The sequence below is a fragment of the Algoriphagus mannitolivorans DSM 15301 genome, from assembly GCF_000429425.1.
In the GTDB taxonomy this organism is placed as follows: domain Bacteria; phylum Bacteroidota; class Bacteroidia; order Cytophagales; family Cyclobacteriaceae; genus Algoriphagus; species Algoriphagus mannitolivorans.
Map to the genome: position 1 here is coordinate 105610 of NZ_AUBV01000015.1, position 22978 is coordinate 128587.

A 22978-nucleotide genomic window follows, 5' to 3' on the forward strand; every position below is an offset into this window, starting at 1 on the left:
TCCTTTACAAACTCTCAAATCCCTCTGTTTTGTTCAGGCTTAGGAGACCATTTAATAAAGAAACTGAAAACCTACCCTATTTTTCAAGGTTAAAATGAATCTTGATCCTAATCACATTTAAATCAATGGATTAAGAAATCAGATTTTTTCCATCTTGGATTCAATTAGGTAAGAAGCAAAAAAAGCCCTTTTCAGGGCTTTTTTTATAATAAATCAAACACTCTCGGCAGGAATAGGGTGATCTCCGGGAACAACATGATCAAGGCGAGAGCCAAAATCATGGCAAGGAAAAACGGCAATAAGGGTCGAATAACTTGGGTCAGGGAAATTTTGGCAATCGATACACCTACAAATAGAAGCGAGCCTACTGGTGGAGTACATAATCCTATACATAGATTGACCACCATCATGATTCCAAAATGTACCGGATCCACTCCTACTCTCGTCACCACCGGTAAGAAGATGGGAGTAAAAATCAGCACTGCTGGTGTGATGTCCATGAAAATCCCTACCCCTAACAAAATCAGATTGATCAGAATCAAAATCACCCATTTGTTGTCGCTGACATTCAGCATAAAATCACTGATCATCTGAGGAATATCCTCAGCCGACATGACCCAAGACATACTCATGGAAGTTCCGATCAGGAGCAAAACCACCGCTGTAGTCTCGGAAGCTCTCACTAGAATTCCTGGGAGCTCCTTCACATTCAATTCGCGGTAGGCAAAAGACAACACCAGCGTATAAACCACTGCAATTGCGGAGGCTTCGGTTGCTGTGAAAACCCCAATGACTATTCCTCCAATCACTACAATCAACAGGAATAAGCTAGGCAAGGCTCTCCAAAAGGAAGTGCCCAATTGTCCCAGAGTTACCCTGTCTCCATTTGGGAGTTTGTTTTTCTTGATAAAAATCGCTGCGCAGGCCATCAAAACCAGTCCCAACAAAAGCCCCGGAAGGTATCCAGCGACAAAGAGCGCCGCAATTGATACCCCTCCGCTGGCGAGGGAATAGATGATCAGGACATTCGAAGGAGGAATAATCAAACCCGTGGTCGAGGAAGTAATATTCACTGCGGCTCCGAGAGTTTTTGGGTAGCCTTCTGCATCCATCCTTTTTCCCAAAATACTTCCTAAGGCTGAAGCGGCAGCGGCGGCAGAGCCAGCAATTGCTCCAAAAAGCATGGAAGCAATGATATTGACATACAAAAGCCCACCGGGAAGTCTTCCGGTGAGACTTTTGGCAAAATCAATTAACCGATTCGCAATTCCTCCCCGGTTCATAATTTCCCCGGCCAGTACAAAGAACGGAATGGCCAAAAGGGCAAAACTGTCCAAGCCCGTTGCCATTCGCTGAGCGATCGTCGTTGAGGCTGGCAAAGCCGAAACTGTAATAATTAGCGTAAAGAAGCTTGATAAGCCCAAGCTCCAAGCCACAGGGACACCCAAAATCAGGAGCGTGACAAAACTTAATACCAAAATGGCAATACTGATCCACTCCATCTTATTCCTGGTTTTTTATGAGTTGAACAATGTGAAAAAGGTGGTAATAGACCACCAAAACTCCGGAGATTGGAACTATACCATAAATCCAACTCAAAGGAATCTGGAGAGTGGCTGATTTTTGCTGGAGAATCTGGGTGATATACACGAGGTTGCCTCCACCCCAAATCATAATCACCAAGCCGAAAAACACTACCAAGCCATGAATGAAAAATTGGAGGTAAAGCAATTGCTTTCCTTTAAGTTTTTCGGGCACAATGTCGATGGCAAGATGTCCGTTTTTCCCAGAAACATAGGCGGCACCGGCCAATCCCAACCAGATCATCATATATCTGGAAAGCTCATCGGTGAAGGAACTTGGATCCCCCAAAACATATCTTGAGAATACCTGCCAGGTCACGTTGATCACCATCAATCCCATGAGGACAGCAATCAAAGCACGGATAAATTGATCTAAAAACAGCTTTAATTTCATGATCGGGTATTTTGGATTCTGTCGATTAATTTCCCCAAGGCAGGATTTTCATTGCGAATCGCATCGTAGATGGACTTTACCTGCTCCAAAAAAGGTTCTTTTTTGGGATACGAAACCTGAACTCCTGCTTTTTGAACTTCCCGCATGGATTCTTCCACAGATTCTTTCCAAAGTTTGGCTTGATAAACCGCTGATTCATCTGCAGCTTCCTGAAGCCATACTTGCTCCTCAGGGTCGAGATTTTCCCAAACTTTGGTACTTACCAAAACCACATCCGGAACCATGGTATGCTCATCAATGGAATAAAACTTACACACTTCATAGTGTCTGGAATTGTAAAAACTCGGAGGGTTGTTTTCGGCAGCATCCACAATGCCTTGTTGTAAGGCGGTATAAAGTTCTCCATAAGCTACCGGAGTGGGAGATCCTCCCATTGCGCGGATCATATTGATCGCCATCTTGGATTCCTGTACCCTAATCTTAAGGCCAGTAAGATCCGCTGGAGTTTCCACCGGTTTGTCTTTGGTATAAAAACTCCTTTTTCCGGCATCATAAAAACAAAGCCCTCGGAGCCAAAACTTCTCGCAGCTAAGCAGCAGTTCCTTTCCGATCTCTCCATAAAGCACCTGATTAACATGCTCGTCATCCCGGAAAAGAAATGGCACCCCAAAAACACTGATTTCTGGCGAAAATGCTTCCAGAGATGCTGCTGATACTTTAGTCATACCTAGACTTCCTATCTGCAGCAATTCCAACAGCTCTCGCTCTGTCCCGAGTTGCTGATTGGGATAAACCTTGACTTTGATTCTTCCGGAAGATTTTTCTTCCAGCCTCTCCGCCAGATATACCATGGCATTATGGACAGGATGCGCTGTAACCTGGGCATGGCCCATTTTGATGATTTTTACCCTCGAATCGCTTTTGCAACTCCACAGGAAAACTATGGAAAGCAAAATTAGGGCTTGGAAAATTCGGTTATTCATTGGGTTTGGGTTATCGAAAGTTAGGTTTTTGGGGCTCTTAGCGATTCAATGATATTCATGGCTTGCTTTACTTGCTCCTGTATTTTCTGAAAGTCTCCTTGCTGGATCAGATCCTTTCTGAAAAGTTGGGATCCCATTCCAACACAGAGAACACCTGCCTTAAACCACTGCGAAAGACTTTCTACAGTTGGCTCTACTCCACCCGTTGGGATAATTTCAATTTTTGGCAAAACGGCATGAACAGCCGGTACAAATTCAGGTGTCAGAATGTTTGCAGGATAGATTTTTACCAGCTGACAACCAAGTTGTTCCGCGAAAAAAATCTCGGAAACGGTTCCGCAACCCGGTACCCAAGGCACTTCCACTTTGGCGCAATACTCTCCCAACTTGGGATTCATCACCGGTGCTACGATAAACTCCGCTCCCATGTCTATGAATTCCTCGGCCTCATAAGAATGATATATCGTACCGGCTCCCAGATATAGGCCGGGCATCTTATCGGCAGCCGCCCTGATTTTAGGGAAAATTGATTTGGCTTCCTTACCTCGGTTCACCATCTCGATGACACGAACACCTCCTTCATAGGCCGCAAAAAGCAAATCCAAACAGACTTGCTCATCGGGATGGAAAAATATCGGCATCATGCCTCCGGCATGCATTCTTTGGATAAATGGGGTTGGATTTCTCATCAGCGTTTGATTTTCCCAACTGATTCTCCGTTGGCGAGATCGTGGACTTCTTGAAGGGAACACAACAAAATATCTCCGGGAACACTATGCTTCATTGCACCTGCAGCCATAGCAAATTCAATCGCATCGGCAGGCTCCATGGTCAGCAATCCATAAATCAAACCTCCTGCAAAAGCATCTCCTGTCCCCACCCGATCCACAATATGGGTTAAATCATATTTTCTTGAAGAAAAGGTATTATCTGGAGTATATAGGGCTCCAGCCATGGTATTGTGGGAAGAACTGTGAGATTCCCGGTCAGTTTTGACGATATACTCGAGGTTTTTGAACCTGGAAAAAGCAAGTTTTTTAGCTTCAGAAAAGGACTTCACATTTTCATTTAGACATTGATTGAAATCCCTGGTTCCGGCTATCATCACATGGGTATGCTCCATCAATTCAGGCATAATTTCAAAGGGAGCTTTTCCATACTGCCAGAGGTTACTACGGTAATTCAAATCCCCACTGACCTTCACTCCCTTCTCTTTGGCTTTCTTCAACCCCTCCAAGGTAAGGTCCGCACAATTCTGGGATAAAGCCGGGGTAATTCCTGACCAATGTAACCAGTCTGCTCCATCCAGAATTTCATCCCAATTCAAGGCTTTAGGATCCAACTGGGAAAAGGAAGAGTCTGCCCGATCATAGATGATCTGACTGCTTCTTTGCATGGCTCCATGTTCTAAAAAATAGACGCCCATCCTTCCAGGGGTAAGCGGGACAAAATCAGTCCTAATCCCATTTTTGCGAAGCTGGGCTTTTGCTGCCCATCCGATCTCATGATCAGGAAAAGCAGTCACATGAGCCACATCCATGCCCCAATAAGCAAGAGCGGCTCCAACATTGGCTTCCGAGCCCCCAAATTCCACCTCCAGAGATTTGGTTTGCAAAAAACGTTGATTGCCGGGTGGAGAAAGTCTCAGCATGACCTCCCCGAGGGTGATGATTTTCTTCATGGAAGATATTTTTTTCTAATTTGAACAAGTTAAACAATAATACAAATGAACAATACAGTCCTGCTCTTGGATGAAGCCGACAATGTTGGGGTGGCTTTGACCGATCTTTTTCCGGGAAATATTGCCAAAATCAAAAATTTAAACCTTGAAATTCAGGAGTTTGTGTCGGCTAAACACAAGTTTGCGATAGAACACCTAGAGGCTGGGCAGGATATCTTGATGTATGGGACCATCGTCGGGGAAGCTACTACCGAAATCCCCGCAGGACATGCCATCACACTTGCCAATATAAGGCACAAAACCAAGCACTACACGCTTGAAAACGAGCCCTACCACTGGAAAAGCCCGGATGTATCCAAGTGGAAAAACAGAACCTTTTTAGGCTATAAAAGAGCTGATAATCAAGTAGGAACAGCCAATCTTTGGCTGGTTTTACCGATGGTTTTCTGCGAAAATACCAACATCAAACTGCTCGAAGAAGCCTTTGAAAAAGCTTTGGGATTCTCCCAAACCAATCCCTACGAAGACCAACTTAAATCCCTGATTGCCGGCCTGAATGGAGAAAAATTTACGGAAACGGTTTCGCAAAAAACCAAGGCTTTTCGCTCTGAAATCTTCCCTAATCTGGATGGAATCCGCTTTCTCACCCACTCCATGGGTTGCGGAGGTACCCGACAAGATGCGGATAGTCTTTGTGGGCTATTAGCGGGATATATCCACCATCCCAATGTGGCAGGAGCTACAATTCTGAGCTTAGGTTGCCAAAATGCTCAAGTCAGTATTCTTCAGGAAAAACTGGCCAAGCTGGGCTGCCAAAAACCATTGGTAATCTGCGAGCAACAGCAATCCGGAACCACTGATTCACTCCTTTCCAAAGCTGTAAAAGAAACCTTTGAGCAGCTTGTTTTAGCCAATCAAATGCAAAGGAAACCTAGTCCCCTCAGCAAGCTTGTCATTGGGCTGGAATGCGGAGGTTCAGATGGTTTTTCAGGCATTTCTGCCAACCCAACCCTGGGAAGAGTCTCAGATATGATTGTAGCCTTGGGCGGGACGGCAGTTCTTTCGGAGTTTCCAGAGCTCTGCGGAGCTGAAGGAAATCTCATCCATCGATGCCAAAGCCCTGAGTTAGCTGAAAAATTCATCCATTTGATGGAGACCTATAACGAAGCCGCTAAACGGGTGGGAAGTGGATTCGATATGAATCCAAGTCCCGGAAATATCAAGGATGGCTTATTGACCGATGCGATCAAATCTTGTGGAGCAGCAAAAAAAGGCGGCTCAGCACCTATTTCTGATGTTTTGGACTACACAGAATATGTGAAAACCCCGGGGTTAAACTTGCTCTGTACCCCTGGAAATGATGTAGAAAGTACCACTGGACTGGCAGGAAGCGGATGCAATGTCATCCTTTTCACTACTGGACTGGGAACTCCAACCGGAAACCCGATTGCTCCGGTGATCAAGGTGTCCAGCAATACCAAATTGGCTGAAAAAATGCCAGATATCATTGATTTCAACACCGGTACTATTATCACTGGCGAAGAAGATCTTGAATCGGCTGGAGATAGACTCTTAGAATTGATCCTTGCGGTGGCAAGCGGAACTCAACTGACCAAGGCAGAAGAAAAGAAGAATTATGATTTTATCCCCTGGAAAAGAGGAGTTTCCCTCTAAAACAAAAGAGCGGCACTGAAATTCAGGCCGCTCTTTGACTTAATAAGGGTGATTGCTACGGATTAATTGAAGAAAATATTAGCTCTAACAAGGGTGGTACCCTGACCGGTAGTGCCACTAACGTTCCCTTTCACAGTTCCATTTCCACTTGCTTTTGCAAAGATCCCAGTGCCTCCAACGATCTCAATCTGAGCTTCAAAGGTGATGTTACCGTCTTGGTCAAACTTCGCATTATTCAACACATTTGTAAACCAAATGGTGTTTCCTTTTCCATCGGTAGTTAGTGTGCTTACTGTTTTAGCACATGCATCGATTTGGGCTACATCCAAACCCAAAGCCGTTAACTGATCAGCGAAAAACTCAGTCACAGGAGCAGCTACAGTCGTTACTTCCCCAAATTCATTAGGCGCTCCGTTTGCATACTGGTTAAAGAATGAATAGCTCTTTCCGATGTAAGTGGCGTTACCAGTGCCAAATCCAGGAAATGCATAAGGCGGAATTCCCTCAGATCCAGCAAGGCTTTGATTGGAGAATTTTTCCTGATATACCACTCCGTTAGGACTCTTTCTCAAATTCTCAGAACCAGAGACAAGATCTGTCATAGATTCCACCACTGGAAGGGATTCTTCCATCGTCAGAGGCGCGGCCTCCTCCTGAACACATGAATTCAAAGTCAATACGAGAGCAAATCCCAATACTGACCAACTTAAATAACTCTTTTTCATTGGATTAGAAAATTTAGGTGATTGGATTTTTTTGACAATTATTTAATAAAACTAATTTGAAACAATTAATCCTTTAGGCTCATGCAACCTATTAAAGACTAATTTTTGCATTTCATACCAATAAAAATGCCAAAAAAATCAACCCACAATAAAAAAGTTGGCAGATGAGGCTTTTTGTCGAATATTCTTAGCCTTTTGGTAATTCTCAGAATTGTACCATTCTAAAGCTTTCTCTCTGGAGGGAAATTTCAATAACACCAATCGATCATGTTTCCACTCTCCTTCTAAAGCCTGAACAGGAAGGCCCCTGATTACAAACTCTCCACCATAAGGTTCAAGGCTGGAGGGAGTCAGCTTTTTATATTCTTCATAAACTTCATTATCATAGATATCGACTTGGACAAGTATGTAGGCTTCCATTGTTACAATTGATTAGTTTACCCTAAGCTGAAAAAAATTCTATGAACACCCAAAATGATATTCACATTCTTCAGTTCGGAACAGGAAATTTTCTTCGGGCATTTTTTGAATCCATGAATGAAGAAGTGTCAAAAAAATATAACCCACTGAATATCTGCATTATTCAGTCCACCAACGGAAATACACTTGAAAAGCTTAAAGCCCATCATTACCAATTCCCTATCTGGATTTCTGGTAGTTTTAACGGTCAGGTTATCGATTCCATTCAGGAAATCAGCTGTATCAAAGACGGTTTAAAGCTGCCTGAGGAAGGGGAAAAATTTCTGAATTTCGCATCTAGCCCAAGCCTTAAGTGGATCGTATCCAATGTCACGGAAGCCGGAATGGTCTGGAAAAATGAAGGCCCTTTCGAAAAACTTGCGGAATCCTTTGCGGGAAGAATTACCCAGTGGCTGTATCGAAGATTTCAATCTATTCCTCTGGCTGAAACTGTAATTTTCCCTTTGGAACTTATCCCAAATAATGGAGAATTACTTCGGGAATTTGTACTCAAACATGCCGAAGAATGGAATTTGGGACAGGAATTTCTGAATTGGCTGGACCTCAAGGTCACTTTTTTCACAAGTCTTGTAGATCGGATTGTCCCTGGCTTTCCAAAATGTACTGGTAAAGAACTCCAGGTTTCTCACCCGCTCTTAGTCCATGCTGAGCCCTATTCTTTCTGGGCAATCAAGGGAAAAAAGTACCAAGCCCATTTAATTCCTTGGTTGGATTGCGGCTCTGAAGTGATTTTGGAAGAATCCATTGAGCATTATGCTCTGAGAAAAATCAGAATTCTGAATGGAGCTCATACGTTTATGGCCGCCCATGGACTTTGTCTGGGAATAAAAACTGTCAGAGAATATGTAGAAAACCCAAAAAACCTCCATCAATTAGACAAAATGGTAACTAATGAGATCATTCCTTTTCTACCGATTGATGGGGATGAATTGAAAAGCTTTTATGCTTCCGTGGTCGAAAGATTCAGCAATCCAAGCATTGAGCATCGATTAGAGGACATTATGATGAATTCGGTATCCAAGTTTAAAAGTCGCCTGCTACCCTTGATTCAGCCCTTCCGAGAAAATCACCATGGAGGCTACCCGGTAAGTATCGGAATGGGAATCTTTTATCTTATTTATTACTACCTGCATAACCCTGATAAAATCAGAGACACGCAGGAGGTAAAAAACTTGTTTACCGAGGTTCCGAATCAAATGGAATTAAAGTCAAGCATGAAGACTTTGGCTGAAAAGCTATTTGGGCTAGAAATGAATGAATCCATGGATATGCTTTGCGAAATCGTCCTTCAAGAAATGAAGGAGATTTCACCACTTACTCAAAGCCAAGACCGGCAGCATAGCGCGCCTTCGCAAGACTGATTCTCAGTTTGGATGCAAGGTCATTGAGAGTAACTCTTGAATCAAACACGGAAACTTCACGGGCATTTACGAGAAACAAACTGCTTTCCCCGAGTTGAAACCTTCTGTTTTCGCCTTGAAGAAGCGTTTCCAAACTCTTTACATTTTCCCGAAAGGTCTTTACCTGCTGATTGATGATGGTCCAATTGTTCAACTCTGACTCCAGTTTGTTTCGAAGTTGGAGTTCTTTCAGATCTCTTGAATTTTGTTTAAAATCAATCTTGGCTTTGGTCAGACCCAAGGCACCCCGGCTTTTTCTCCACAATAAGGGCGTATAAACTGATAATCCCCATTTGTAATTATTTTCAAAAAACTGGGTTTCACTAAAATCCGAAAGACTTTCGGTCAGGAAATTATACTTCAGTTTAACTACCGGAATCAGCTGTTGGGCTTTTAATCGCCTCTCCACATCCAAGCTTGCGAGTTCGTAGTCAGTCAAAACCAATTCCGGATGATTTGTCACCTGAGTTCTCAACTCGCCAAAATCCGGGGAATTGGAAAAATCCTCATAAAGGCTTGCAGGGATCGTATTTTCATCCAAGAAAATTGGCTGATTATTTTCGCCCCATAGGAAGGTATTGAGCTCCTGAGTAGAAGCAAAGAAAATATTCTCTGCCGTTTGAAGCCTATATTGCCGGTTTAGCAATTGGGAAAATGCTTCTACCGTATCGATGGCCGCAAGATCACCTTGTTCAAAGCTTTTCTTTATCCCCTCAAATCTGAACCGTGCCAGGTCCACTCCTTCCTGGAAGACCAAAAGGTTTTCATACGAAAGTGACCATTTCCAATAAGCTTCTGTGGCCATCAGAAATAATTCATTGAGCATTTTAATCCGCTCCACTTCCGTGGCTTGCTGATAAATCTGAGCCCTTTGTAGCGCTGCTCTTCTCTCATCGAGAATTAATCCCTGGCCGAGATTAACCGATGCTCCAGCTGCAAAAAGACCACCTGAAGGCACTTTGCTTTCCGGGTTTAGGTAGGTTCCTGAGTTTTGCTCAAATGTCCCTGAAAGCTCCACTCCCATCCAAGTGGGAATCTTCAATCCTGCCTCTCTTTTGTCGTAATAATTTGTTTCGCTGTAGTCCTTCTGGTCCAGATTCCCAAAGAGCAATGGATCAAAACCTCCCCTCGCCTGTCTGACTTCCATCTGCCCCATTCTGAGGTTGATATCCGCTTGTGAGGAAATAGGATGATACAATCTCACCCACTCCATATATTGCTCAAATTCAAGCTTTAATCCCTCTTGGGCGAAAGTCTGAATAGAGACAAAAAGAAATAGAATTACTGGGGCTAAGAATCTCCTCATTTCTTTTCTGAAGCTGGTTTATCCTTTTGTTCCTGAGTATAGTAATCCGCCGGGAACCCGTTGAGCTGTCGCCACAATTCATACCATACCGGCACATCATTCAGCAAGGCAATACCATCAGCCCCCGAACCAATCCTCAACAATTCAGGCCAAGCCTCCTCTTCAGGGTCTTGAGTCACCAATACCCTGTACATATTATTGGGTCCGGCAAACTGATCTATTGCCACGACAACCCCACCAAAGGTGCCATTGGAGATCTGCGGCCACCCTGAGAACACAATCGCTGGCCATCCGTCGAAAATAAATCTGACCTTATTACCCACTTTGATCAATGGAAAGTCAACCGGCTGGACAAACATCTCCACTGCCAAATCTCCCCCATGAGGAACAATATTGACAATCTCTGCTCCTTCTTTGATGGTTTCCCCAATGCCCACTTGGATAGCTTTGGCAATATATCCACTTTGCGGCGCCAGAATATACCGGTAGTTGGTTCGCTGGGCATAATTGGAATATTGATTTTCCAATTTGGTCACAGAAGCCTCTGCATCAAACTGGGAGGACATCGCCGTGTACATGTCCGATTCCGCTTTGGCTAACTTGTCCTTGAAATCATTGTCAATGGCATCCAGTTCAATGATGGCGGTAATCAGGTCATTTTTACTGCTCAGGAGCTTGTTTTCGGAGGAAATCAATTTTGCCTGAACCTCTTGAAACTTGAGCCTTCTTCCTTCCAAGTCTGTCAAAGACCTGAGGCCTTCCTCATAAAGCTTCTCTGCCCGTTCCATTTGATATTTTCCAATATCAAAATTCACCTTTGCCTGCTCAAATTCAATGCTGTCAGACTGCACCTTCAGTTCCGCCGATCGGAGTTTATTTTCAGCCTGCTGCAATTTGAGCACATTACTCCTACGCAAAGCTTGGATCTGACCTTGTAGAGCCACCACTTTATCTCCATAGGATTTTGCAGAAAGTGCTTTGGCATCTACTTGCAGCTGAGTTCTGGGCAAAAGCAAGGAATCGAAATATTCGTCCTTGATCTCAGAAATCCGAAGAATGGTGTCTCCTGCCTGTACAAAATCCCCTTCCGCCACATACCATTTTTCAATTCTACCGGCAATGATAGAATGAATGGTCTGAGGTCTTTGGTCTGGCCTAAGGGCCGTGACAAAACCCTTGGATCGGATGTTCTGTGTCCAAGGCAGGAAAAGCATCAAAAACATCACGATTAACACTCCAGTGAGAATTCGAACTCGCTTTTGACTTTCCTTCCTAGGAAGTGTCATCACCAAGCTTTTGGATCCGCTAAAAGGAATCGAATCAGAAATTCTATTCTTTGTGATATTGAGCATGGCTGATTACTTTTTAAATTTTTTGTATCCCTCGATATTTCCTTGATAAAGCACTTTACCCATATCCATCAGGATAATTTTATCTGCTTTCTCGATTACGTCCTCTTCTTCAGAAACCATGATCAGGGTCCAATTTCCATTGAAATAAAACTCCATGACTCTTTCTCTGATCTCTGGAGCAATATGGTTCAGGGTGTTTTCCATAATCAATGCTTTTGGATACCCCACTAGACCTCTGGCGATGATTATTTGTTGAGCCAAGGCCTTTGAAATCCCTTTTCCTTCCGGCTGAAGCATGGTATCCAATCCTTCCGGAAGCTGGTAGATGTAGTCTTTTAGGCCTGCCAATTCAATTAAATAATCCAGCTGAGTGGTATCGAAATCTCTTCCCAGCAAGATGTTTTCCTTAATAGTCCCATGGAAAATCTGTTGGACCTCAAGAAAATCACCTACCATTCCGCGGAATTTCTCAAGATTGATCAATTCCATGGAAAGATCGTTCACGAGTATTTTTCCTTCGTAATCCTCATAAAGTCCTGCAAAAAGAGCCAAGGCAGCACTTTTCCCACTTCCGCTTTTGCCGGTAATGACGACTTTTTCACCAGACTCAATGGTCATATTCACCCCCTTCAGAATGGGCTCCAGCGCATCCTGAGGCTGAAATTTCAAATCAACCATCGAAAACTTCAGCCCACCGTCGGAGGATTGGATGACTTTTTCATACGAAGAGTGATGTTCTAATTTCAAATCCATCACCTGACCCAACTTCTCGACAGCCACCAAGGTATCATATACCGTCTCCAGGGACAGAATCAATTTTTCTACGGAGTTGATCACCAAGACGATAATTACTTCAGCCGCTACAAATTGACCGATGGAGATTTGATCATTGATCAATAGTAAACTTCCTGCAAGCAGCAAACTAGTCACAATCAAGACCTTGAAAGCGATCATGACCTTGTATTGGAAAATCAAAACCGAAAAATGTTTGGTTCTGAATTCCACATATTTTTGAAGGAGCTTATCAGCTCTTAATATGGGAAGCCTGGTATGACCCGCTAATTTGAAGGTATTCATTGTTCTCCCCACCTCTTCAAGCCAATAGGCTGTTTGATACTTGTAGGAGGATTCCTTCATTGCGGTTTCGATGCCTTTTGGACCTGTGATGTAAAAAATCAAGGTTAGAATTCCGATCAAAGCCAAACCAAACAGGATAAAAGTCGGATGGTAAATGGAAAGCAGAAGCAATCCGAAGATTACCTGAAGCAAAGCTGCGGAGAAATCAATCAAGATTTTTGCCAGTCCCTTTTGAAGATTCACTGCGTCAAAAAATCGATTGACAATCTCCGGTGCATATTGCCCGTGGAGAATCTCTGTCTTGATTTTTGGAAGCCTAAAGGCGATGGAGAGACCTGCTTTGGAAAAAATCCTCTGTTGAAGTTTCTCCATGATTTGCAACTGGGATATTTGCAAAAAACCTCCGAAGATCACACCCAGAGCTACCACAACCACAAGAATAATCCAAGAAGTCGTGATCCTTCCTCCCAAAATAAAGTTCAAAATAGCTTGAATTCCAAGGGGAAGGGAGAGCGTAATCAAACCATTCAGAATGGCATAAAAGTAAATGGCATAGACCTGCTTTTTCTCTTCTTTCAAAAGACCAAAAAAACGTTTGGCTGGCGTCAGTCCTGAATTGCTATTCATAGGAAATGGTTTTTACGACTAGTTGATGAAAGAAATTAAACTGCTCATTGGTGTCTAGGGCTGTCTCTGTCATCCCAGGCAAATGTGCAGAATTAAATTTTTGTAAAAGAGAAGATTCCATCACCGTGGAGACCAGGGTCTTTGGAAACTTATAAGTTGGATTAATTTCATGGATAATAGAAGAAATTCTTTCTCCAAACTTGTACACCTGGGCAAAAATCCCCGATTCATGTTCAGTATCCACGGTTTTGGTCAAATAGCCTTTGAGTGATTCATTGATGACCAGCTGGTGTAATTGATTGGGATCCAAAAATTCATTTTGCCGATAAATAGGTCCATCTACCATCAATCTAATCGCTACTCCAAGGCGCTCCTCAGGATCATGAAGATTAGCGGTAGCATACACTAAATTATGCTCCATCCATCCCCAATACCAAGCATTGAGGTAAAGCAAAAGCATATGCTTATTTTCAAAATAGCGGTAAATGCCGGGTTCAGATCCATTGATTTCCGTCGCAAGTTTTTTGAAGGTGAAATTTTCCATTCCTAGCTCACGGATCATTTTCATCCCTACTTGGACTATAGAATATCCCAATTCTGAGCTGAAGGGGTCCTTCAAATACAAGTTGGGGTTGACCTCAATCCGGACTTTTTTCAACAATGATTCCATTATTTTTTTGTCCTAAACATGCAGGCTTAACGAGGTCAATCTTAAAAAAGTTTGCAATTCTTCGACTTTTGTTAGTAATACAAACAAAAAATTTATTTCCCTTAAAAAAACAAAAGGGCTGAATTTCAGCCCTCTCTATATTTTAATTTTCCAACCGCATACTGGTACAGCGTTTTGGAATACCGAAGCATAGCTGGCACCAAAGAAAAATTGAGCACAATTACTGTTGAGAGATACATCCATAGTTCGGGTTTTTCGACCAAGACAGTGACCGCAACCAATGAAGTGATTACCAATGCAACCGAAAATGCGTAGCTGATATACATGGCTCCATCGTAAAACCCGGGTTCGGGAATAAGGTTTGCGCCGCAGACCTCACAGGTCTTATTGACCGAGGTCAGCTTCCGATAGCTAAACTGCGATACCGGGAAAAGCCTTCCTTCTCGGCATTGTGGACAAGAACAGGTGGCAATGGCAATACCAAGAGACTTTCTCATGATCTTTTATTTTTTGCAAGAAATCAAATGAATTGAACTAAGGATGTGATCAAAATTACAGTCTTAAAAAATTTTAAAATTTTGGACACAGGCAAAAGCAATCTCTAATTTTGAAGGGTGAATTTAAGAGGAAAATCTTATTTGCTTAATTTCTTTCGGCACCACGAGGCCGCCAGGGTTTTCTTTTATCTGAATTTATTGAACATTTTGAACCTCTCGGTTAATTTTTACGAGGGCAATATTTCTGACCCAAAAGACCAACTGGTGGATCCGATTGACACCATCGGTGAACTCGTTTACGAATGGGCTTTGGATGGAGATTGCGATGGCATTCCTGACAATTCCACTGAGCAGGAGGACAAATCCTTGAAAAAAACCAATTGGAAGGTATTCTGTATGGAATTTCCATTTTATGCTTTTGGATTACCCGAAAAATCAAAGCACTGGAATTCCAAAGACCGTATTCTCTTAGCACCGCTAAACCTTCCCCCTTCCCCTCCTCCGGATCTGGGTTGATTTAATCCGAAAAACTCAAAAACTAAATCAACCCTATGAAAAAAATTACTATCCTAGCCCTACTTGGGCTTCAGGCCTTTGTGGCTATGGGCCAAACTCAATCGGATTCTTTGAAGTATCAAAGATCCATTTTAGATAGCCTCTTCATTGAAGAATTTGAATCTCAGGAATCCCATCAAAAACCGAAAGTCCTTCATGCGGAGCCACTTTACATAGATCTCATCCGGGATTTAGGTGCAAGAAAAGGGGAAAAAGAATGGAATGTGGGATTTGGAATGCAGGACAAGCGCTCCTTTGATGAATTTCATGCCTTGGTAGAATATGAGTGGGCTCCATTGGACCGATTGGGACTGGAAGTAGAATTGCCGGTCAGCTTATATTCTTTCCGCCAAGGTTCAGTATCTGAAAAAATCCCCGAAAATAAACTCGAATCCCTGAAGTTGGCTTCCCAATATACCTTCCTTGTTTCAGAGAAAAACAACCTCTCTATGGCGCTGGGATATATTCATCAGTTTGAACTCGATGGATGGAAAAAGTTGAATTCCCAGAATGTTTTTACCGGAAACATTTACAATCCCTTCCTGGTCGCAGCCAAGCGATTGGGCAGCAACTATCACACCTTAATATACACTGGCCCAAGGATTCATAAGGAATTTGGCCAAAAACCAGAGCTCACCTATGAAATCAACTGGAACTTTCATTACATGGTCAGTGGTACACGAAACTTCATCGGTATGGAGATCAATCAGGAAATTCACCAAGGCAAATCTATAGCCACCTTAAGGCCACAGATGAGGCTTGGCTTGGCAGAAAATCTGATGATAGGCATTGTATCAGCGATCCCCATTCAGCAACCGGACTATGGTTTGGGATCTTTTATCCGAATCATTTACGAACCGGGATTCAGAGCAATGCATTAAAAAAGGGGCGGAAAAAATTCCGCCCCTTTTTTAATATAATTCGTCCAAGTCATAATCTTTTCCAACTCCCCATCTGAGTAATTCCTCAATGGTATAATATTCCAGGGTTTCTAAATCCTTGATTTTAAAGTTTTCACCAGAAAGCCTGGAAACAATTTCAATTTTTCTAATCTCCCCCAAATTAACCAAACGGTACCTTCTCCCCACCCGGAGATTATCTAAAGCTATTGCCATTAAGCCTTGGATTTGATGATTACTCCTGTTGCTTCGAAGGTGATCTCACGCTTAGGTTCCGTGATGGCTTCTACTTCTTCTTTGGACTTCCCTTGGTCTTCTGCATAGTGTCTCAATGTTTCCACATCGGTCTCTGTGACCGTGGCTACACCTTGCATCACAATTGGAAAGCCTTGAGAATTGGTCGGAAGAAAAAATCCATAATCCTTAAAGGTCACACGCATGGAAGTGCCGTTGGGTAGATCCATAGAAAACCAGCATCCTTTCTTGGTGCAAATTTCCTTGATTTCACCTTGGATTTTCCCTTCGAAATTACCCTCTGATTCCACTTTAGAAATCATTTCAGCAGGAGTAAAAACATCCTTTTCCTCAACAATATCTCCATAATTTCCAGGAACAATTTCCGCCTCACCTACTACTTCATAGGTAGTCTTTGGCGTGTCTTCTTGTGAGCTTTTGCAGGAAAAGGTGAGCAAGCCAAGTGCTACTCCCGAGATTATCAATGACTTTTTCATGGTTTTTAGTATTTCCCCAAAATTAACTCAAATTGAGTATCCTCAAAGCCTGATTCTTTGGTACCCAAATAAAATTTTATCTCATACCCAAAATCTGAACAGATTTTAATCTTTTTTCAATTTTGAAATTCTTTTTGATTAATTCTTCCAACAAAACTTCAGATTCTTTGACAATCCCTTAATTTTACAGCACGAAAGACCTATTGACCCTGAATCATGCCTCAAACAAAAAAATTCATCATCGATTTTGACAGTACCTTTACCCGTGTTGAAGCCTTAGATATCCTTGGAGAAATTACCCTCGAGGGAGATCCTCAAAAAAATCAGAAACTCCAGGCTATCAAAGATATCACTGACAGAGGAATGGAGGGATCGGTTACCTTCCGGGAAAGTCTGGAGCAACGCCTGGAAATCCTAAAAGCAGACCGTTCTCAAATAGACCTGCTTATCAAGGCTTTGAAAAAGAAAGTCTCCAAATCTTTTGAAAGAAACAAAGAATGGCTGGAGGAAAATGCAGAAGATATTTACATCATCTCAAATGGCTTCAAGGACTTTATCATTCCTATTGTCTCTGAATTTGGAATCAAAAAGGAAAACGTCTTCGCCAATGATTTTGTCTATGATGAACAAGGCAAAATCATTGACTTCAACCGTGACAATCCTCTTTCCAAAAACAACGGAAAAGCTGAAACTATTCGGAATGTAAATTTGGATGGAGATATTTACGTCATCGGTGACGGATACACGGATTACGAAATCAAAGCTTCCGGACTGGCCAATAAGTTTTATGCCTTTACTGAAAATGTTCACCGCCCAAAGGTCACCAGCCAAGCGGATCATATTGCTCCCAGTTTCGACGAAATCTTATACATCAATAAATTGAACACGAAGTTTTCCTACCCAAAAAGCCGCATCAAAGTACTTCTCCTTGAAAACGTACACCCTATAGCAGTAGAACTCCTCAAAGAAGAAGGCTATCAGGTAGAAGTTGCCATCGGAGCCATGAGTGAAGAGGAGCTTTGTGAAAAAATCAAAAATATCTCCATCCTTGGAATCCGATCCAAAACTAATGTCACCAAAAAGGTATTGGAAAATGCAAATCGCCTTCTAGCAGTAGGAGCATTTTGCATCGGAACCAACCAGATTGATCTGGAGGAATGCCAGAAACGAGGCGTTGCTGTATTTAATGCGCCTTTTTCCAATACAAGATCTGTAGTGGAGATGGCGATTGCGGAAATTATTTTCTTGATGAGAAGATTCCATGACAAGTCTATCGGAATGCATCAGGGAAAATGGGACAAGTCCGCTTCTGGCTCCTTCGAAATCAGAGGAAAAAAGCTGGGTATTGTAGGCTATGGCAACATCGGCGCTCAGTTATCTGTCCTAGCGGAAAATATGGGCATGAATGTGTTCTACTATGACGTAGTGGAAAAACTCGCCTTAGGTAATGCCACCAAAATGAATTCCTTGGATGAGCTGCTGGAAACCTGCGATATGATCTCCCTTCATGTGGATGGAAGAAAAGAAAACAAGTGCCTGATCGATGCGGAGAAAATCAAAAAAATGAAGCCGGGAGCTATTTTGGTCAATCTTAGCCGAGGTCATGTAGTCGATATTCCAGCTTTGAGAGATGCTATTCTTTCTGGCCATCTCGCTGGTTGCGCAGTGGATGTATTCCCGGAAGAACCTAAAAACAACAAGGAGCCATTTGAATCCGAGCTCATCGGATTGCCCAATACCATTCTGACTCCACATATCGGTGGATCCACCTTGGAGGCACAGGAAAACATCGCCCGATTTGTCCCGGGAAAAATCATGGAATACATCAACACCGGAAACACGTTCAACTCGGTCAATTTCCCGAATATCCAATTGCCATTCCTGAAAGACGCCCACCGATTGATTCACCTACATCACAATGAGCCCGGTGTTTTGGCTAAAATCAACCAAGTCTTGGCCAATTACAACATCAACATTGTGGGACAATATCTCAAGACCAATGAGAAAATCGGGTATGTGATCACTGATATCGACAAGGCCTACGAGGAAGATGCTATAGAAGCTTTGAAAAGCATCCCGGGAACAATCCGTTTTAGGACGTTGTATTAAAAACCGCTTTGAACCAAAAATCCCCGGAAAATCTCCGGGGATTTTTGTTTTTATCAGTTTTTGATCAATCGCTTGGAAATGATTTCCCATCCGATTTGCACCTGAACCTGATACAATCCCGGACTCAATAATCGAGGGTCAATCTCCTTCACAAAGGACCTTTCATGGAATTCACTTTCCTCCATCACCAAGCGACCAGTGGCATCGTAGATTCGGATGCTCACCTGATTCTCGAGAGCCAAATCCACCTTGATCTTAGTCTGCTCATAGGCAGGGTTCGGATAGATAGACACCAGATTTGCACCTATTTCTCGGGTAAGGGTCAATTCTCTTGAAATCTTTTGACCTACTCTGTCGGTGCTTACCACTTTCATGACATATTCTTGAGCCAGACTACCTTCTCCTTTCCAGATCAGAAGATTATCCTTCAGTTCAAAATCAGGGTTATCTTCCAACTCGTAGCTGTGGATATCATCGACAGGATCTTTTGTAGACAATGCACTGATCACATCCCCAACTTTAGAATCAACAGGGATAAGGGTATTGCTCAATAAAATATCCTCTGCCAAAGGCTTATCCAATACCATTACCAGCATGGTGATTCTATCCTTGATTACAGATGAGTAAGTCAAAGACTTGAGTCTTCCTTCAATTTGGTAGATTCCTGGAGTCAAAGGATCGTAATCCTCTTCGTTCCAATCCACTTCCAAATCCAAGGCCTCTTCTTCACCTCCAACAGTCCAAGTGTAACCCTTCAATTCCTCGAATGGAGTGTTCCATGCTACTGTCAATAGCGAATTGGAGTCGATAGATTTGTTTTTGCCTTTTGCAGGCATATGGATTACTATATTACCTCCTGAAATTTCGGTACTAGCATCTGCAAAATCAGAACTTCCCAACTGGTTGTCATAAACTGTATTTCCACTGATAGTTTCCCAAATCTTTATTCTAAACTTGTCAGACTCAGTTGATTCTTTGAGAGCACCATCGATGGCAGACACCATAAATGAGTAGCCTTCTACACCATTTATTTTACCAGTTCCCTTATAAATTCCTTTTGCCCCTGCAATTACCAAAGACATATCTTCATGAGAAGAACTGTTAAAGTTCAAGTCACCATTTTTAAACTGGAACTCTGTATTTCCATCTACCCGATTACTTCCTTTTCTATATTTAGCTACAAATCCAAAATTGGCTCGTCCTTCTAAATCAGGATCATTTAGATACGCACCTTTTGGAGACCAAATCCATCCACCTCCAGTAATAAATCCTCCATTAGGATCAAAGATTACAGCAAGGTCTGTTAAAGCTGTCCACTCATTACCGCATACATCTACAAGTACCAATTGGATCTGATATACACCCGCCTGTGAATAGGCATATTCTGCTGCAAAATTCTCAAATGGAGCCGTTAGAATGGTTTCATCACCATTATCCCACACCCATTTTGCTTCTACAATTTCACCAGAAATAGACGCATTCACTTGAACAGGATTGTTGATTTGAATAGGATCAAGTGGACCTGAAATGCTTGTTACAGGTGAGGCATCAAGACAAGGATTATCAGAGCAAGACTCTGGTGATCCCGGATTTTTATTAGGATCCTGATCATCACAATCCAAATTATTATCAGCATAGCCTATTGGAGCTAAGCAGAAATATTCAGGTTGTGCATTTTCACTTCCATAGCCATCTCCGTCCGCATCGATATAGAAGGCAGTTTGTACACCTTCGTCGATTGTTCCATCACAATTGTTGTCCTTACCATCACAAAGCTCAGGAGCACCAGGATAAACCGTGTCGTCAGAGTCATCACAATCTGAATTATCTACCACATAGCCTTCAGGTGCGGCACAAGCAAATACTGCCTCAGCATTCACATCTCCATAGCCATCTCCATCCGCATCGATATAGAAGGCAGTTTGTACACCTTCGTCGATTGTTCCATCACAGTTGTTGTCCTTACCATCACAAAGCTCAGGAGCACCAGGATAAACCGTGTCGTCAGAGTCATCACAATCTGAATTATCTACCACATAGCCTTCAGGTGCGGCACAAGCAAATACTGCCTCAGCATTCACATTTCCATAGCCATCTCCATCCGCATCGATATAGAAGGCAGTTTGTACACCTTCGTCGATCGTTCCATCACAATTGTTGTCTTTACCATCACAAACCTCAGGAGCACCAGGATATACCGTGTCGTCTGAGTCATCACAATCTGAATTATCAGTGACGTAGCCCTCTGGAGTCGCACAAGCATATACTGCCTCAGCATTCACATCTCCAAAGCCATCTCCGTCTACATCCATGTAGAAGGCAGTTTGTACACCTTCGTCGATCGTTCCATCACAATTGTTGTCTTTGCCATCACACAGCTCAGGAGCACCAGGATATACCGTGTCGTCTGAGTCATCACAATCTGAATTATCAGTGACGTAGCCTTCTGGACCGGCACAAGCAAATACTGCCTCAGCATTCACATCTCCATAGCCATCTCCGTCCGCATCGATATAGAAGGCAGTTTGTACACCTTCGTCGATTGTTCCATCACAATTGTTGTCCTTACCATCACAAACCTCAGGAGCACCAGGATAAACCGTGTCGTCAGAGTCATCACAATCACCTTCATTTGGAGTAAATCCATCATTATCTGAATCTAAATCTCCAGGATCTATAGTGTTAATACTTATTGTGACAATAGCAGTGGCTGAACCCTGATTTCCGTTTACATCAGTTAAGGTCAAGGTGATGATATTCTCTCCTTCATCTGCAACAGTGAAATCAGTTTGACTTAATTGGTAACTCAAAATTCCACAATTATCGGTAGAGCCGTTATCCACATCTAATGGATTCAGAACAAGAGTTTGATCCGCATCAATTTCAAATGCTCGATTACGGGTCAAAACCACTGGAGCTTCATCGTCGGTAACAGTTACATCAAAGCTGCAAGTAGATTGATTACCTGCTGCATCGGTGGCAGTATAAGTTACTCTTGTGGTACCAATTGGGAAAACTGAACCAGGTTCAAAGTTGCTTGTTAAGTTTACAACTCCACTATTATCTGTTGCAAATGGTTGACTCCAAGAAACTGTACCTCCGCAGATTCCTGGATCATTTGAAACGGAAATATTTGTAGGGCAATCATTAATTATTGGATCAATATTGTCTTCACTTTCTGCAATACTTACTGTAAAACTGCATTCTACAGAATTTCCAGAAACATCAGTAACCCGATAAGTAACAATAGTTTCTCCCAATGGGAACTCCGTTCCACTTGCAAAGCCTTCAATTAACTCAACCGAAGAAATACCACAATTATCTATGGCAACTGGTGCATCATATGTAATAGTCTTACCTGTAACCCCAAATTCAACTGTAGTACTTATATCGGAAGGACATGTAATCACCGGAGCCTGGGTATCAGTTACCGTAATGGTTTGTGTTACCTCTGTGGCTGGGTTTCCATTGATATCGGTTACGCTCCATGTAATCGTGGTTACACCCACAGGATATGGATCGGTCAGAGCCTGATCGTCACTTCGGACTCCTATTGGTTCTCCTACCGAACAGTTGTCAGTAGCATTGGCCGTAACTTCTACTGTAGCTTCGCACAAGCCTGCTTCAGCATCGATGTTCTGGTCGCCGTCAGTGGTAATCACCGGAGCCTGGGTATCAGTTACCGAAATGGTTTGTGTTACCTCTGTAGCTGGGTTTCCATTGATATCGGTTACGCTCCATGTAATCGTGGTTACACCCACAGGGTATGGATCGGTCAGAGCCTGACCATCACTTCGGACTCCTATTGGTTCTCCAACCGAACAGTTATCAGTCGCACTCGGACTCACAGTCACCGTAGCCGAGCAAAGACCTGCTTCAGCATCCACAGCTTGATCGCCATTGGTCGTGATCACTGGTTTCTCGGTATCATTGACCGTCACCGTGAAGCTCGCTGTTTCGGTATTGCCGTGGATATCCGTAGCCGTGTAGGTAACCGTGGTCGTTCCAACAGGGAAGGTTGATCCGTTCGCCTGGTCAGAAGAGAAGCTTTCTATTCCGCAGTTGTCCGCTGCTTGAGGCTCGGTCCAGCTCACCACTGCTCCGCAAGTATTCAGATCATTACCAATAATGATATCCGATGGAACATTCGTGATTACTGGCTTCTCGCTATCATTCACCGTTACCGTGAAGCTCGCTGTTTCGGTATTGCCGTGGATATCCGTAGCCGTGTAGGT

20 protein-coding genes are annotated in these 22978 nt (G+C 42.9%); 5 read left to right on the forward strand and 15 right to left on the reverse strand.

The window, feature by feature from the left end; all coding sequences use genetic code 11:
• Positions 1 to 203 precede the first annotated feature (203 nt).
• The 5 genes from G458_RS0115500 to G458_RS0115520 are packed head-to-tail and all read right to left on the reverse strand — an operon-like array spanning position 204 to position 4641.
• On the reverse strand, positions 204 to 1502 hold the full coding sequence (locus G458_RS0115500; protein WP_026952698.1) for a TRAP transporter large permease: 1299 nt from the start codon (positions 1500 to 1502) through the stop codon (positions 204 to 206).
• 1 nt (position 1503) lies between these two features.
• Complete coding sequence (locus G458_RS0115505; RefSeq protein ID WP_035468366.1) at positions 1504 to 1977, reverse strand: TRAP transporter small permease; 474 nt, start codon at positions 1975 to 1977, stop codon at positions 1504 to 1506.
• The gene (locus G458_RS0115510) at positions 1974 to 2960 is read right to left on the reverse strand and encodes a TRAP transporter substrate-binding protein (protein WP_026952700.1); all 987 of its coding nucleotides are present in this window, start codon (positions 2958 to 2960) and stop codon (positions 1974 to 1976) included. The genes G458_RS0115505 and G458_RS0115510 overlap by 4 nt, the downstream gene beginning before the upstream one ends.
• A 20-nt stretch (positions 2961 to 2980) precedes the next feature.
• The gene (locus G458_RS0115515; RefSeq protein WP_026952701.1) at positions 2981 to 3649 is read right to left on the reverse strand and encodes a beta/alpha barrel domain-containing protein; all 669 of its coding nucleotides are present in this window, start codon (positions 3647 to 3649) and stop codon (positions 2981 to 2983) included.
• A complete protein-coding gene (locus tag G458_RS0115520; RefSeq protein ID WP_026952702.1) occupies positions 3649 to 4641 on the reverse strand; it encodes a sugar kinase in 993 nt (330 codons plus the stop codon). Before G458_RS0115520 ends, G458_RS0115515 begins: the two co-directional genes overlap by 1 nt.
• Positions 4642 to 4686: 45 nt before the next feature.
• Here G458_RS0115520 and G458_RS0115525 point away from each other — a divergent pair, with 45 nt between their 5' ends.
• Positions 4687 to 6315 (forward strand): UxaA family hydrolase, encoded by a 1629-nt coding sequence (locus G458_RS0115525; RefSeq protein ID WP_026952703.1) that lies wholly within the window; start codon positions 4687 to 4689, stop codon positions 6313 to 6315.
• A gap of 62 nt (positions 6316 to 6377) precedes the next feature.
• Here G458_RS0115525 and G458_RS0115530 read toward each other — a convergent pair whose 3' ends face one another.
• The gene (locus G458_RS0115530; protein ID WP_026952704.1) at positions 6378 to 7040 is read right to left on the reverse strand and encodes a hypothetical protein; all 663 of its coding nucleotides are present in this window, start codon (positions 7038 to 7040) and stop codon (positions 6378 to 6380) included.
• 138 nt (positions 7041 to 7178) lie between these two features.
• Complete coding sequence (locus tag G458_RS0115535; RefSeq protein ID WP_026952705.1) at positions 7179 to 7460, reverse strand: DUF1330 domain-containing protein; 282 nt, start codon at positions 7458 to 7460, stop codon at positions 7179 to 7181.
• A gap of 41 nt (positions 7461 to 7501) precedes the next feature.
• Here G458_RS0115535 and G458_RS0115540 point away from each other — a divergent pair, with 41 nt between their 5' ends.
• Positions 7502 to 8881, forward strand: coding sequence for a mannitol dehydrogenase family protein (locus G458_RS0115540; protein WP_026952706.1), 1380 nt, complete (start codon positions 7502 to 7504; stop codon positions 8879 to 8881).
• On the opposite strand, the gene G458_RS0115545 is transcribed toward G458_RS0115540, so the two are convergent.
• The 5 genes from G458_RS0115545 to G458_RS0115565 form a co-directional block, all read right to left on the reverse strand.
• Positions 8835 to 10226, reverse strand: a complete 1392-nt coding sequence (locus tag G458_RS0115545; protein WP_026952707.1) for a TolC family protein — start codon at positions 10224 to 10226, stop codon at positions 8835 to 8837. The two genes, G458_RS0115540 and G458_RS0115545, sit on opposite strands and share 47 nt — an antisense overlap.
• The gene (locus G458_RS0115550; RefSeq protein ID WP_026952708.1) at positions 10223 to 11578 is read right to left on the reverse strand and encodes an HlyD family secretion protein; all 1356 of its coding nucleotides are present in this window, start codon (positions 11576 to 11578) and stop codon (positions 10223 to 10225) included. The genes G458_RS0115545 and G458_RS0115550 overlap by 4 nt, the downstream gene beginning before the upstream one ends.
• Positions 11579 to 11584: 6 nt before the next feature.
• On the reverse strand, positions 11585 to 13282 hold the full coding sequence (locus G458_RS0115555) for a peptidase domain-containing ABC transporter (RefSeq protein ID WP_026952709.1): 1698 nt from the start codon (positions 13280 to 13282) through the stop codon (positions 11585 to 11587).
• Complete coding sequence (locus G458_RS0115560; protein WP_026952710.1) at positions 13275 to 13952, reverse strand: TetR/AcrR family transcriptional regulator; 678 nt, start codon at positions 13950 to 13952, stop codon at positions 13275 to 13277. Before G458_RS0115560 ends, G458_RS0115555 begins: the two co-directional genes overlap by 8 nt.
• Before the next feature lie 125 nt (positions 13953 to 14077).
• Entirely contained in the window at positions 14078 to 14449 is a 372-nt protein-coding gene (locus G458_RS0115565; protein ID WP_026952711.1) for a DUF983 domain-containing protein, read from the reverse strand.
• Between the two features lie 198 nt (positions 14450 to 14647).
• On the opposite strand from G458_RS0115565, the gene G458_RS0115570 reads away from it, so the two are divergent.
• Together G458_RS0115570 and G458_RS0115575 are read left to right on the forward strand one after the other, a co-directional pair.
• Positions 14648 to 14965 (forward strand): hypothetical protein, encoded by a 318-nt coding sequence (locus G458_RS0115570; RefSeq protein ID WP_157359823.1) that lies wholly within the window; start codon positions 14648 to 14650, stop codon positions 14963 to 14965.
• A 35-nt stretch (positions 14966 to 15000) separates the two neighbouring features.
• Complete coding sequence (locus G458_RS0115575) at positions 15001 to 15885, forward strand: HAEPLYID family protein (protein WP_026952713.1); 885 nt, start codon at positions 15001 to 15003, stop codon at positions 15883 to 15885.
• A gap of 30 nt (positions 15886 to 15915) precedes the next feature.
• Here the strand turns inward: G458_RS0115575 and G458_RS0115580 are convergent, their stop codons facing one another.
• Positions 15916 to 16119, reverse strand: coding sequence for a hypothetical protein (locus tag G458_RS0115580; RefSeq protein ID WP_026952714.1), 204 nt, complete (start codon positions 16117 to 16119; stop codon positions 15916 to 15918).
• Positions 16119 to 16634, reverse strand: a complete 516-nt coding sequence (locus G458_RS0115585; protein WP_026952715.1) for a DUF4920 domain-containing protein — start codon at positions 16632 to 16634, stop codon at positions 16119 to 16121. The genes G458_RS0115580 and G458_RS0115585 overlap by 1 nt, the downstream gene beginning before the upstream one ends.
• Before the next feature lie 216 nt (positions 16635 to 16850).
• Here G458_RS0115585 and serA point away from each other — a divergent pair, with 216 nt between their 5' ends.
• Positions 16851 to 18743, forward strand: a complete 1893-nt coding sequence (serA, locus tag G458_RS0115590) for a phosphoglycerate dehydrogenase (protein ID WP_026952716.1) — start codon at positions 16851 to 16853, stop codon at positions 18741 to 18743.
• Between the two features lie 53 nt (positions 18744 to 18796).
• Here serA and G458_RS21545 read toward each other — a convergent pair.
• Positions 18797 to 22978 (reverse strand): MopE-related protein (locus G458_RS21545; RefSeq protein ID WP_026952717.1); only part of this gene is annotated, 4182 nt, incomplete at its 5' end.

Coding starts and splice junctions, on each gene's coding strand:
- G458_RS0115505 (WP_035468366.1), bottom strand. CDS start 1,977: ATGAAATTAAAGCTGTTTTTAGATCAATTTATCCGTGCTTTGATTGCT.
- G458_RS0115530 (WP_026952704.1), bottom strand. CDS start 7,040: ATGAAAAAGAGTTATTTAAGTTGGTCAGTATTGGGATTTGCTCTCGTA.
- G458_RS0115500 (WP_026952698.1), bottom strand. CDS start 1,502: ATGGAGTGGATCAGTATTGCCATTTTGGTATTAAGTTTTGTCACGCTC.
- G458_RS0115565 (WP_026952711.1), bottom strand. CDS start 14,449: ATGAGAAAGTCTCTTGGTATTGCCATTGCCACCTGTTCTTGTCCACAA.
- G458_RS0115550 (WP_026952708.1), bottom strand. CDS start 11,578: ATGCTCAATATCACAAAGAATAGAATTTCTGATTCGATTCCTTTTAGC.
- G458_RS0115510 (WP_026952700.1), bottom strand. CDS start 2,960: ATGAATAACCGAATTTTCCAAGCCCTAATTTTGCTTTCCATAGTTTTC.
- serA (WP_026952716.1), top strand. CDS start 16,851: ATGCCTCAAACAAAAAAATTCATCATCGATTTTGACAGTACCTTTACC.
- G458_RS0115525 (WP_026952703.1), top strand. CDS start 4,687: ATGAACAATACAGTCCTGCTCTTGGATGAAGCCGACAATGTTGGGGTG.
- G458_RS0115545 (WP_026952707.1), bottom strand. CDS start 10,226: ATGAGGAGATTCTTAGCCCCAGTAATTCTATTTCTTTTTGTCTCTATT.
- G458_RS0115540 (WP_026952706.1), top strand. CDS start 7,502: ATGAACACCCAAAATGATATTCACATTCTTCAGTTCGGAACAGGAAAT.
- G458_RS0115515 (WP_026952701.1), bottom strand. CDS start 3,649: ATGAGAAATCCAACCCCATTTATCCAAAGAATGCATGCCGGAGGCATG.
- G458_RS0115520 (WP_026952702.1), bottom strand. CDS start 4,641: ATGAAGAAAATCATCACCCTCGGGGAGGTCATGCTGAGACTTTCTCCA.
- G458_RS0115575 (WP_026952713.1), top strand. CDS start 15,001: ATGAAAAAAATTACTATCCTAGCCCTACTTGGGCTTCAGGCCTTTGTG.
- G458_RS0115585 (WP_026952715.1), bottom strand. CDS start 16,634: ATGAAAAAGTCATTGATAATCTCGGGAGTAGCACTTGGCTTGCTCACC.
- G458_RS0115580 (WP_026952714.1), bottom strand. CDS start 16,119: ATGGCAATAGCTTTAGATAATCTCCGGGTGGGGAGAAGGTACCGTTTG.
- G458_RS0115555 (WP_026952709.1), bottom strand. CDS start 13,282: ATGAATAGCAATTCAGGACTGACGCCAGCCAAACGTTTTTTTGGTCTT.
- G458_RS0115560 (WP_026952710.1), bottom strand. CDS start 13,952: ATGGAATCATTGTTGAAAAAAGTCCGGATTGAGGTCAACCCCAACTTG.
- G458_RS0115535 (WP_026952705.1), bottom strand. CDS start 7,460: ATGGAAGCCTACATACTTGTCCAAGTCGATATCTATGATAATGAAGTT.